We start from the raw sequence: 12,162 nt of genomic DNA, 5'->3' as shown, positions 1-12,162 counted from the left end.
CTGTCTTCGGCAGCAAATGGCCAAGTTCCACGCTGGCAATGCAACGCAGAAGGCCGTAGAGCAAGATCGCAAGCAAGTCCGAGGCGCAAGCCTAAGGCAAGCAAACGGTCCCTAGTCACCGCCGAAAGCGAAGCAGAGCCGGGACGCATCAGAAGGCAAAAACCGAAAACTCATCGTCCGCGTCAGTTGGATGGTGCTTGGAAGCTGAATCATACGGGCTACCCAGAGAGCGCCAGGGGCCGCAAGGCTTCTGGCGTTTTCTCTATAGAATGTTTTCCATTGCGGTGCTTCGCGCACCTTTGTTCCCAGACTGAGTTGCTTTGGTTCCTCCTTGCGGAGGAACCAAATGCACCCCAAAGCAAATGCCCACATCGCAAAAGCAACATGGGCACTTATCGAACACCTGAAACCTTACTGCGGCCTTAGTGAATTGCTTCGTTTTTCGGTCCTTCTCCCGGCTTGTTCTTGCTCAGCAAAAACGCCAGGCAAATCAGCAGCACCGACATCCACGACAACTGCATATACACATCCTGGTACGCCTGCATCAGTGCCTGTGCATTGAGCTGGTTGTAGATCGTGGCCATCGCACGTTCCGCAGCATTGTGGCTGCCAAAGCTTCCCGTAAAGGCCCCCGTCATGCCCTGCATCCACTGCTGAAATCCGGGGTTCGCCGTCTGCATCGACTGCTGCAAATGCTGCTGGTGCCACAGCGAGCGGTTCGTCACCTGTGCGCCGGTAATGGCAATCAAAATGGAGCCGCCAATGTTACGCGCAAAGTTGATAAGGCCGGAGACCTGGTTGCTCTGCTCCTTCGGCAACCCCACATACGCCGCGTTCGTAATCGAGATAAAGCAGAACGGCAGCGGCAGCATCTGGATAACACGCAGAGTCGAAGCCTGGTTGAACGTCATCGTCAGGCTCGTCACATGCGCCGCATAGCGAAAGGTCAGCACGAACAACGTGAAGCCGCAAACCGCCAGCGACCGCGCGGAGAACTTGCCCGTGGCAACACCCGCCATAGGCATGACCACCAGCAGCGCAATACCGCCCGCCGTCAGCGCCAGCCCCGCAGTCGTCGCATCATATCCCAGCAGCGCCTGCATAAACTGCGGCTGCAACACGGTATTGGCATTCAGCACGCCGCCCACCAGCGCCATCAGAAAGCAACAAATCGCAAAGTTCTTAAACCGGAAAATCCGCAAGTTGATAATCGGAGCCTTCGTTCGCAGCTCCCATACCACCAGCGCAATCATGCCCAGCACAAACGCCGCACAGTTGATGCGGATAAAGTTCGATGAGAACCAGTCATTCTCCTCGCCCTTGTCGAGCATAATCTGCATGCCGCCCATGGCAATCGTCAGGAAGGTCAGGCCAAGATAATCCATCTTGCCCAGCAGCTTCCGGTCCGGCTTAATCCACGGCGGATCGTCCACCAGACGCGTCACCAGGAAGAACGCCAGAATGCCAACGGGAATATTGATGAAGAAAATCCAGCGCCACGAATAGTTATCCGTAATCCACCCGCCCAGCGTCGGCCCAATCGACGGAGCCAGCACCGCCACCAATCCATACAGCGCAAAAGCCTGCCCGCGCTTATGCGGCTCAAAGCTGTCCGCCATAATCGCCTGCGCCATCGGCTGCAATCCACCGCCGCCCGCGCCCTGCAAAATCCGGAACAGCAACAGCATCGGCAAAGAAGGCGCAGCACCGCACAAAAAGCTGGCAATTGTAAAAATAACGATGCAGAAGAGAAAGAAATTCCGCCGCCCCATCACGTTGGAGGCCCATGCACCCAGCGGCAGCACAATCGCGTTAGAAACCAGGTAGCTCGTCAGCACCCATGTTCCCTGATCCGTGCTCGCGCCCAGGCTTCCGGCAATATGCGGCAGCGCCACGTTCGCAATCGAGGTGTCCAGCACCTCCATAAACGCGGCAAGCGCCACCGTCGCGGCAATCAGCCACGGATTCGCCCGCGGCTTCCATGCGGCTTGTGCCGCAGCGGGATTCACAACTGTTGTCGTCTTGGAGGCTCCGGCAGGGGCCGGCAGCGCTGCATCAGATGCGGACAAAACGGCTCCTCAATCAAGCAGAGATAGAAATCAAAAATCAGCGGCGAAAATCAGAACGGAAAATACTTTCTTCTTCAGTCAATACGCCGAAACACCCGGCACATACGATTTTAGATTCACCGCCCGCACTGGGAGCTTCACAGATTGTTTTCCCTTTATTTCCTTCCCCCGCACATGCCGTTGCTTTTCCCCTGCACCCTATACCCTACCCCTGTACCCTGTAAATAGATGGAACCTCCCAGTCAGCCTTCTCCCCATCGCGGCCTTGAAGCCTTCGCCTCGCGCGATTTCCGCCTCTATCAGCTAGCCCGCGCAGCCGTCATCATCGGCGCAGAAGCCCAATCCGTAGCCGTCGCCTGGCAGGTCTACTCCATCACCCACAGCGCCCTCAACCTTGGCTATACCGGCCTCGCGCTCTTCCTCCCCGCGCTGCTCTTCCTGCTCCCCGCCGGCCATGTCGCCGACCGCTTCGACCGCCGCAGAATCATCCTGCTCTTCTACGGCCTGCAGCTTATCTGCACCTCCGGCCTGCTCGCCATCACGCTCGCCGGAGTCCACAACACGCTCACCATCTACTCCATCCTCTTCGTCATCGGCCTTGGCCGCGCTTTCTCCGGCCCCGCCAGCTCCGCGCTCATTCCGCACCTCGTCCCGGAAGAGCACTTCGTCAACGCCATCACCTGGGGCTCCGCCGTCTTTCAGTTCGCCAACGTATCCGGCCCCGCCATCGGCGGCATCCTGTTTACGCTGCCGCTCGTACACCTCATGCCGCGCCACCCAGCCGTCTCGCACGACCTCGCCGGAGCAGGCCTCGTCTACCTCTTCACCCTCATCACGCAAATCTGGTTCGTCACCCTCATCGGCATGCTCCGCGTCCGCCCCGGACGCATGGAAAAGCGAGCCGCCTCCCTGGCCGTCGTCTTCGCGGGCTTCCAGTATGTGCGAAAGATGCCCATCCTCCTCGGCGCATTCTCGCTGGACCTTTTCGTAGTCCTCCTCGGCGGAGCCGTAGCCCTCATGCCCATCTTCGCCAATGAAATCCTGCACACCGGCCCGCAGGGCCTCGGCCTCCTCCGCGCCGCCCCCGCCATCGGAGCCGTCACCACCTCGCTCATCCTCACCCGCCACCCGCTCAAAAACCACGCAGGCCGCCGCCTCTTCATCGCCGTAGCCATCTTCGGAGCCGTCACCATCGTCTTCGGCCTCTCGCGCAACCTCTGGCTCTCGCTCGTCGCCTTAGTCCTCAGCGGAGCCTCCGACATGATCTCCGTAATCATCCGCGGTTCCCTGCTCCAGCTAGCAACCCCGCCAGAAATGCGTGGCCGCGTCTCCGCCGTAAACTCCCTCTTCCTCGGAGCCTCCAACGAGCTGGGCGAATTTGAATCCGGCCTCACCGCCCACCTCTTCGGCACCGTCCGCGCCGTGGTCCTCGGCGGCATCGGCGCACTAGGAGTAGCCGGCCTCTGGTCTGTCCTCTTCCCCGCCCTCCGCAACGTGGACGAGCTAAGCAGCGAAGCCCTGCGCGGGCTGCGAACCGCGCCCCCAGCGCCATCCACTGCGGATTGAACCAGCCAGCAGCCAGTTCGCCACAATCGCGCAGTCGCTTCCCCTGTACCCTGCACCCCGCAACCTGTACCCTGTCTCTATGAACTGGAAAGCCATCGTCTACCCGTTCCTCATCATCGCCGCCATCGGAGCCATCTACCTCTTTTTCGTCTTCAGGCAGCGCAGCCAGCCCAGCGAAGCCGAAAAGCAAGCCGCCGCGCGGCACTACTCGCAGGACGACCTGGCTCTGGACCGCCAGGAAACCCCCGCGCACTTTGATGACGTGCAGGAGCTTTCCGGCAAATCCGTCTGGATGCGCAACGGCAACACCATGCCCTACTTCCCCTATGAAGGCAACAAGGTCAACTTCGCCAGGCAAGCCGGACTCCTGCCCCCCGCTCAGAAGCTCGAAATCAAAAAAGCCATCAAGGCCGTCGTCCCCGCCAGCCTCAACGACAAAATGGCCCACGGCGACCATCAGGTCCTTGTAGTCTTCACCCTCCCCGGCAGCACCACGCAGTACGCCACACCCGTCGGAGCCATGGAGGGTCAGGAAGAGCAATACTTCGACGACCTGCTCTTCTTCTACGACGACCCGCACACCATCTACGCCCACTGGCCCAAAGACACATGGGCCGCCATCGACGCCCACCAGCCCAAACCCGGCATGAGTGAGCTGCAAATGAGCCTCGCCTTGGGCATGAACCTCACCACCGACGGCAAAGAAAAGGGCAGCCGTACCATCACCTATGACGTAAACGGCAAGAAAACAGCCGTAACCTTCGCCAACGACAAAGCCACCACCATCCAAAACCAATAGCCGCGCCAGGCAGTGTCTGATGAATCGTTTTTGAAGGGCACGGGCTTTAGCCCGTACGCAATAGATAGCCAAATTCGTGGGCTTTAGCCCCGGAGGGATGCTTTTCCCCTCACTATCGAGCAATCGACTCGTCAGGCACCACCTGCCCCTGTTCACCCGGCGCTTTACTCCTTCGCTAAGGTTCTTAAATAATTTTTCACTTCACAAAAGATATATCTCAAAATATATTGACACGCACTTGGATAAGATATATCTTTCGACATAACGAAAGGAGAACGAATATGAGAGAACATCGATTTGCAGGATGTATAGACTGGCGGTTTGCTGGTCGCGGAGGCTGGAACCACGAACACGGAGAACGCCATCGCCGCCGGGACACCCCCGGCTTTGACTCCACCGATTTCGGCGGACGCGGATTCGGAAACCGCGGCCCCTGGCGCGGCTTTGGCCGCGGAGGCCGCGAGCGCCTCTTCGATGCAGGCGACATCAAGCTGGTAATCCTCAAGCTGCTCTCCGAGCAGCCCAGCTACGGCTACCAGCTAATGAAGACCATGGAAGAACGCCTCGCCGGCGGCTACACACCCAGCGCCGGCGTCATCTACCCCACGCTGACCATGCTGGAAGAAGAGGGCTTGATTGCAGCGTCCACATCCGAAGGCAACAAGAAGGTCTACTCCGTCACCGAACAGGGCGCGGAGTTCCTCGAAGCCAACAAGGAGCGCATCGGCGAACTGTTCATGCGCATAGAGGAAGCCAGCGAAGAGTTCCAGCGTGGCCGCTCCCCCGAGCTGATGAAGGCCTTCATGAACCTCCGCGGCGCAATCTGGGCACGCCTGAGCCGTGGCCGCGCCACCCCGGAGCAGATTCAAAAGCTAGCCGAAATCGTCAACCGCGTAGCCAAAGAAATCGACGAACTGTAGCAGCCCGTATCCACAACACGAGCAGCGCGCAGCCATAACAGGTAGGCCGGGGCTTCAGCCCCGGCAATCAAGCCGTTTTAAGAGATTAGGGCCTTCAGGCCCTGAGGTATGCTTTTCCAATCGCACTTCAAAGATGCCGCGAAAAACCGGAACACTTATCTCTTCCCCGGTGTCCAAACAAACATGACCGCCTCGCAACTACGCCTGTGGCTCGCCGCTCCCATGGCCAGCCTGTTTCTTGTGCTGAGCCTATGCGCGTTTGCATTCCGCAAACCCGAGTCAGAGGGAATCTATATCCCAGTACTTCGGCTCCCCAAGAGCATAGCCAACGTTTGCTGCGTGGATGGGCGCTCTGAATTCGTTCAACTACTTGCGGATGGACGGACAAAAATCAACGAGAGAGAAATACCATCTGGTCAATTAGGACAGATAGTTTCTGAATTGATGCAAAACCGCGCAGAACGAGTCATCTTTGTAATTCCAGATTCCAGCATTAGTTATGAACGATTTATTCAGGCGCTGGACACCCTGCAAAACTCAACAGAGGATCTGCATATTGCTGTCGTTTCAGGCACGCTTCTCAAAGACTACGCGCGGATACACGCCGAGACATATAACCTTATCTGGCCTAAACAGGAATTCCGCACGAATCCCTGATTTCTACCGCTTCAACAAATCAATAGGCTCCCGAAAATCCGTGACCCGCACATACTTCACCAGCGCCGGATGCTGCTTCTCAAGCTCCACAAACATCTCCCACGCCACGCGGCGATAGCTGAAGTGCCCAGCTGGACCCGATCGCAATTCCGAAATATACTGCGCCTCCGCAAAGTCCATCTTGAACAGGCACCTCACCCGCGTAGCCAGCGGCAGCAAGTAAAGCGCCGACTCCGCAGCCTCCGGAGCACTCCCCGCGGCAATCCGAACCGAAGCCGCCAAAGCCCCATCCATCGCAGCCTTGTAGTCGGAAACAATCCCCGCCTCAACCAGCCCAGCAGCGTCGCCAGTCTCCGGCACATCATACCCATGCAGCGCCGTAAAATCCTGCATAATCTGCGTCACGCGCCTGTGCCGGTGCATATCGCGAAACCCGCCAATATCCATCAAAATATCGAACCGCAGCGCCGCCCCCGCATGAAACGCCCGTAGCGCCTCATCATGCCGCCCGCGATGCTTCAGCCCAAGCTCGATAATCTCCAGCACCCGTGCCTCAGGCAGCGCCGCAACCACATCGCGAACCTGCCGGTACGGATAATGACTCGCCGAATACAGCAGCGAAGCCGCCAGCTCCACCTCCAGCGTCTCCGTCTGCTCCACTAAATCCACAACAGGCGCCGCAGCAATCGCCAGCCCGCCCATCACCGCAGCAGCGGCTTCAGCAAGCTCCTTCTTCGTCGCAATCTGGTAAGCATTCGGCTCCGCATACTTCACCAGCGTCGGCGCAGTCTTCACTTCCTTCGCATCCGGGTTAGGATTCCAGGCCACGCCCGCCGCAGCATCCTTCAGCCTCTGCCCCAGCTCGCGAACCTCCGCCACCGGATGCGACAACAACCGCGAAACCTGCGTCTCCAGCGTCCGCGCATTCACAATCTGCCCCAGCGAAGTATTCGTCGCCAGCGGCAGCAGATACCGCGCCACATCAAAGGCCCGCGCCTTCAGCGTCCGCTCATACGCATCGGCCTTCATCTCCTCAGGCCGCGCCACGCGCTCCCGCAGCGCGCCAAGCACCGCCGCCGTCGTCCGCTCATACGCCGCAAACAGCCCATTCACCGTCTCGGAATACAGTTTCCCTGACTCCGCATCCGCGCCAAAATCCGGAAAATACCATCCCGACTTCAAAAAATTCTGGTACCTGGTAGAGCGCTCCTGTCCATCCCACCGCTGCTCGTCCACCAGCACAATCGCCGCCAGCAGGCTCAGCCGTTCCACGGCAAAAGCAATATGCGCCAAATCCGCAATCGAGCGGTGACCATATTGAAAATAAAAGGTGTTAAGAAACTGCTCCGCGCGCTGCGAGCTAATCTCCGCCAGCGATTCCTTCATCGACAGCGCCGAGCGCGAATACTTGGCCATCGCATACGCCAGCACCTCCGGGTCAGCCCCGTGGACGGCGTAAACATCGGTCTGGTTACGGGCGCCGGCAGCCGTCTGGGAAAGCGTGCCGGAAGAAGCAAAAGATTCACTGGACATACGAGTAGGCTCGCGACCAGAATACTGCACAGGGACTGGCAACGATTTCCACCGGGCCCCTGCGTCTACCAATCAACGTGCCAGTTGAGTAACGGGTCATGCGTGAATTCCAGATCCGAACGTCGCACAAACCGAGGCCGCTCCCCTCGGGCCGCTGGGTAATGACCCAGCGCCTCAACGATCTCCTGTTCGCCCACTGGCCCCTGCCACCCTCCGCACTCTCCCCGTTCATCCCCGAAGGTCTCCAGCTCGACACCTGCCAGAACTCCGCCTGGCTTGGCGTCGTCCCCTTCTGGATGGACCGCGTGCGCCTCCGCAGCCTGCCCACCATCCCCGTCTCGCGCCACTTCCCCGAGGTCAACCTCCGCACCTACGTCCGTGACCCGCGCACCGGCATGCCCGGCGTCTACTTCCTCTCCATCGACGCCAACAACATCTTCGGCTCCGCCGCCGCCCGCCTGCTCTACAACCTGCCCTGCCACTGGGCAGAGATGCGCCACGAGCAGCGCTCCGAGCGCGAGTTCGCCTTCTTCAGCCGCCGCCGCCTCGCCCCCAGGGAAATCATCTTCAAAGCCCGCTACCGCGGCCTCGGCCCCTCGCGCAAACTCGTAGAAGCCCGTCCCGGCTCCCTCGAATTCTTCCTCACCGAGCGCTACTGCCTCTTCACTCGCGACCGCGACGGCGAACTCGCCCGCGCCAGCATCCACCATGTCCCCTGGCCGCTCGAAGACGCCGAAGCCGAAATTGAACGCAACGACCTCGCCGCAGCCATCGGCATCCGCCTGCCCCGAGCCGCACCCGTCCTCCACTACTCCCGCCGCATGGCCATCTACGTCTGGCAACTGGAGCGCATGCACCGCAGCCACGGCACCCAGCGCATCCCCGCCACAGCCGTCCCCTCAACGTAAAACAGGGAATAGAAAACCAACCTCGCTTCCACCCCAATTCAGCAGTTGCCATTTGCCCCAGGTCCGTGTGTTCGGACCTGGGATACCACCACAGCCAAATTCACCACAAATCGCCTTTGTCTTTCAGACCCCTATCCCTTAATCCCTGCCTTCACCCTCACCCACACCAACCCCGCGAATCCCAACACATCCATCCCGCACTTAAAAACATAATCCGGAACCGAATACCCCGCCCTATCCAGCGAAGAGCAAACACCCGTAGCCACCACCGCCCCCAAACAAGCAGCCCACCCGTGCATCGCCGTCCATCCCGCAGACCCAACCCACCGCGCGAACAGCACCACCGAAACCACCGCCAGCCCCAGTTGGCAAAGCAAAGCCTGCACATCCGTCAGCGGAGGCTTCTGCTGAAAAATCATCCCCAGCAAATAAAACCACCCCGCACTCGCCACAGCCGCCACCACACCCACAACCCACGCCGGTACAACCCAGCGCTCCACCCTGCCCACCCCCACCCCACGCAGCAACCACGCCAATCCAGCCAGAGCCAGAATCGCAACCACCCCAGCCACCAGCAACCCCACCGGCGGCTGATAAGGCGCAGCCCCCAACCGCAGCCGAGCAACCTTGACCCACCCAAACCAGGCCACCCGGCACCCAATCAAAAACCCAATCACACAAGCAATCGCCCCGCGCACCCTCAGCCACGGTTGCGAAGCAAACCGCGGAAACACAATCTCCGTAACCCGCACCGGAATCACCACCACCCACAAGCTCTCAAACACCAGCATGAAGACGAAGTAAACCCAGTTCATCCCGCCCCATCGCCCAAACCCCGCATTCGCCCCCGGAAACGCCAGCGGCGCAATCGAAGTCTGCTGAATCAAAAACTCCTCCGCCACCGATAGAGCGCCACCCAGCAGCACCAGGCTCACCCAGCCCGCGCCCCACCGCCGCACCAGCTCCCGGCAAAAAAGCGCCCCAATCCCCCAGACCAGCACCTCCGGTAGCAGCACAAACAGCACGCTCAGCCGCGTCGAGCCACTCAGAACCTCCGCAATCACCGGCGCCAGAATCAGCAGCGTCCAAATCGCCCCGCGATACCGCACCTCCGGCTCAGCCATAATCCCCATAGCCATCTCTCGTCCTCCTTAGTGGCCGTTCTTCTCCCCGCGCGCACTCTCGCGATCCTTCTCTGCCGCCCGCAGCACCTCCGCAAAATCCCACGCCAGCCTGCCCGCCTCCAGCTCCTCCGCCAGCCCCGCCACCCATGCCAGCTCCGCCCGCAGCACGGCAACCAGGTACTCGCTCTCAATCAAATGAATCCGCTCTACACGCCCACGCGCCCCGGCCAGCTCCGCCTCCCGCGCCGCAATCTCACCGCGCAACGCAGCCTCGCGCTCCCGCAGCAACCCCGCAGCTTCCCCCGCCGGCAAGTGGACAAGAAAACTCATCCCCGCCATAAACTCAGAGGATTCCCGCCTCGGCCCTGCCACCATCCTGCGCAAACTCCTGAGCAGAGCCAGCTCGCCAGCCTCCGTCAGCCGGTACGTCGTCCGCTCCGGCCGCTTCCCATCACGCCCCGTAGCCTCCACGGCAATCAACCCGCCGCCCTCCAGCCTCCGAATCGCGTGGTAAAGCGAGCCATGCTTCAACGCCAGCATCTCGTCCTTATGCCGCACCTTCAGCAGCCGTCGCATCTGGTAAGGGTGCATCGGCTCCTCGCGCAGCAGCGCCAGCACCGCAATCTCCCACACCCCCAACCCCGTCTTGTCTTCGCTCATACCCATATAGTTCAAACGAACTATATCACCATAACTAATAAAATGCCCGGAAAATCCTAACGCCCTGAGTTTCCAATCCCACCAGAGCCCCGTGCCCCATCCTTGCGACTTCTTTCTGCCGCAAGGGTGGGATACTCACACCACCAGTTCTCCCATGAGCTCCGGCTGCCCCCGGTCCCTGGCATTTGGGGACCGGGGAAACCATACCGCAACACTCCTGCCAGACTTAAGCCTCGTACCAGGACACGACTACCAGGCCGAGGATTTACCCCCGGCAATCAAGCCAGCAATCCTGTTTTGTATCAGGGCACGACTTCAGTCGTGCCGAAAGCACTCATAAAAAGCACCGGCTTCAGCCCCCGACCACCGGGAGGGCCACAAAATCCTCGTGGCGCGCCAAGCGCGCATCCGCTGCATGCAATGCCAATGCAAAATAAATCCCAAATCTGTGGATAACTTTTGCGCTCATTTAACCCCATTTGTGCCATACTCAAAATCAGTAAGAAGAGCGGCCCGATTCTGCCACGGAATCGGGCCGTTCGCCATTTCGCCCCAAAAAGTTTTTCCGGGCTATTTTTTCTGCAAAGTAACCACTTTCCAGAAACCTGTTAACCAATCAATAAACACCAAATTCAGCATCTAACATATTGATTTAATAAATCTTAAAAGAGAACCAGCAACACCAGACGCATCAGAAACAAAAGGTAGGCCGGGGATTTATTCCCGGCAATCAAAAGCCAAAAGAAAGCACCGGGGCTTTAGCCCCTGAGGCATGCTTTGGAATCTCTACCATCAGGCAGGCAGGAGGGGGTTCACTGCCGTCGCGAACCCGCCCCCAAAACCCAAAAAAAAGGAAAGAATTTTTATTTTTTTGAGAAAGTAACCACTTTCCCCGCCCCTGTATACCAATCAGTAAACACCAAAAACCGCACATATCCACCAACTAATCAACAATTTACCAGCACCACCATCAAAAACATGCAACCCACCCCACCCACCAGCCAACCGGCAATCTCCCACTCCCCTGTACCCTGCCCCCTGTACCCTGTCCCCCGTTTCCTATAATGTCCTTCGGAACCAGAAACAAGGAAAGCAGACCCATGTCCAACCTTCAGGGAAAAGTCGCGCTGGTCACCGGCGCATCGCAGGGAATCGGCCGCGCCGTAGCGCTTGAGCTGGCCAAACAGGGAGCCACCGTAGCTCTCGCCGCCCGCAACGAGGCCAAACTAGCCGAAGCAGTCGCCGAAATCGAAGCCGCCGGAGGCACTGCTGCCGCCTTCTCGCTCGACATCGCCAGCGAAGACTCCATCAAGTCCGGCGCAAAGGCCGTCCTCGAAAAGTTCGGCAAGGTAGAAATCCTCGTCAACAACGCCGGAATCACCCGCGACGGCCTCGTGCTCCGCATGAAGCGCCCCGACTGGGACGACGTACTCTCCACCAACCTCACCGGAGCCTTCCTGCTCACGCAAACGCTCCTCAGCCAGATGCTCCGCAACCGCTGGGGCCGCATCATCAACATCACCTCTGTCGTGGGCCGCACCGGCCAGGCCGGCCAGGTCAACTACGCCGCCTCCAAGGCCGGCATCATCGGCCTCACGCACTCGCTGGCCCGCGAAGTCGCCTCCCGCGGCATCACCGTCAACGCCGTAGCCCCCGGCTACATCGAAACGGCCATGACCGAAGTCCTCGACGAAAAAGTCCGCGAAGCCATGCTCACGCAAATCCCGCTAGGCCGCACCGGCACCGGCGCAGACATCGCTAACGCCGTAGCCTTCCTGGCCTCCGACGCCGCCAGCTACATCACCGGCCACGTCCTCGACGTCAACGGCGGCATGTACATGAATTAAGCAGGGACAAGGGAAGAGGGACAAGAAACAGCAGTACGCTTGCTGCTTTGCCAAGGCGCACTCTGAAGCCAGGAAGGCC

The 12,162-nt window shown here is 59.6% G+C and carries 10 protein-coding genes; 6 read left to right on the top strand and 4 right to left on the bottom strand.

Annotated elements, in window-relative coordinates; genetic code table 11:
- Window positions 1-422: 422 nt before the first annotated feature.
- Window positions 423-2,069 (bottom strand): DHA2 family efflux MFS transporter permease subunit, encoded by a 1,647-nt coding sequence (locus AC5S3R_RS01900; RefSeq protein WP_494264917.1) that lies wholly within the window; start codon window positions 2,067-2,069, stop codon window positions 423-425.
- Window positions 2,070-2,297: 228 nt separating this feature from the next.
- On the opposite strand from AC5S3R_RS01900, the gene AC5S3R_RS01895 reads away from it, so the two are divergent.
- The 4 genes from AC5S3R_RS01895 (at window position 2,298) to AC5S3R_RS01880 (ending at window position 6,011) form a co-directional block, all read left to right on the top strand.
- Window positions 2,298-3,635 (top strand): MFS transporter, encoded by a 1,338-nt coding sequence (locus tag AC5S3R_RS01895; RefSeq protein ID WP_494264916.1) that lies wholly within the window; start codon window positions 2,298-2,300, stop codon window positions 3,633-3,635.
- Window positions 3,636-3,714: 79 nt separating this feature from the next.
- The gene (locus AC5S3R_RS01890; protein ID WP_494264915.1) at window positions 3,715-4,434 is read left to right on the top strand and encodes a hypothetical protein; all 720 of its coding nucleotides are present in this window, start codon (window positions 3,715-3,717) and stop codon (window positions 4,432-4,434) included.
- A gap of 281 nt (window positions 4,435-4,715) precedes the next feature.
- Entirely contained in the window at window positions 4,716-5,354 is a 639-nt protein-coding gene (locus AC5S3R_RS01885; protein ID WP_494264914.1) for a PadR family transcriptional regulator, read from the top strand.
- 108 nt (window positions 5,355-5,462) lie between these two features.
- Window positions 5,463-6,011, top strand: coding sequence for an ExbD/TolR family protein (locus AC5S3R_RS01880; protein WP_494264913.1), 549 nt, complete (start codon window positions 5,463-5,465; stop codon window positions 6,009-6,011).
- A gap of 3 nt (window positions 6,012-6,014) precedes the next feature.
- On the opposite strand, the gene AC5S3R_RS01875 is transcribed toward AC5S3R_RS01880, so the two are convergent.
- Window positions 6,015-7,544, bottom strand: coding sequence for an FAD-dependent thymidylate synthase (locus AC5S3R_RS01875; RefSeq protein WP_494264912.1), 1,530 nt, complete (start codon window positions 7,542-7,544; stop codon window positions 6,015-6,017).
- 98 nt (window positions 7,545-7,642) lie between these two features.
- Here AC5S3R_RS01875 and AC5S3R_RS01870 point away from each other — a divergent pair, with 98 nt between their 5' ends.
- Complete coding sequence (locus tag AC5S3R_RS01870) at window positions 7,643-8,452, top strand: YqjF family protein (RefSeq protein WP_494264911.1); 810 nt, start codon at window positions 7,643-7,645, stop codon at window positions 8,450-8,452.
- A 131-nt stretch (window positions 8,453-8,583) separates the two neighbouring features.
- Here AC5S3R_RS01870 and AC5S3R_RS01865 read toward each other — a convergent pair whose 3' ends face one another.
- Window positions 8,584-9,591 carry a hypothetical protein gene (locus AC5S3R_RS01865; RefSeq protein ID WP_494264910.1) on the bottom strand — a complete coding sequence of 336 codons (1,008 nt, stop codon included), beginning with the start codon at window positions 9,589-9,591 and terminating at the stop codon, window positions 8,584-8,586.
- Window positions 9,592-9,603: 12 nt separating this feature from the next.
- On the bottom strand, window positions 9,604-10,236 hold the full coding sequence (locus AC5S3R_RS01860; protein ID WP_494264909.1) for a PadR family transcriptional regulator: 633 nt from the start codon (window positions 10,234-10,236) through the stop codon (window positions 9,604-9,606).
- A 1,100-nt stretch (window positions 10,237-11,336) separates the two neighbouring features.
- On the opposite strand from AC5S3R_RS01860, the gene fabG reads away from it, so the two are divergent.
- Window positions 11,337-12,083, top strand: a complete 747-nt coding sequence (fabG, locus tag AC5S3R_RS01855) for a 3-oxoacyl-[acyl-carrier-protein] reductase (protein WP_494264908.1) — start codon at window positions 11,337-11,339, stop codon at window positions 12,081-12,083.
- Window positions 12,084-12,162: the final 79 nt, after the last annotated feature.

The organism is Occallatibacter sp. FHG110214_02, from assembly GCF_059115385.1.
The sequence above is the reverse complement of the archived record's forward strand: the minus strand, read 5'-3'. Positions and strand labels throughout refer to the sequence as shown.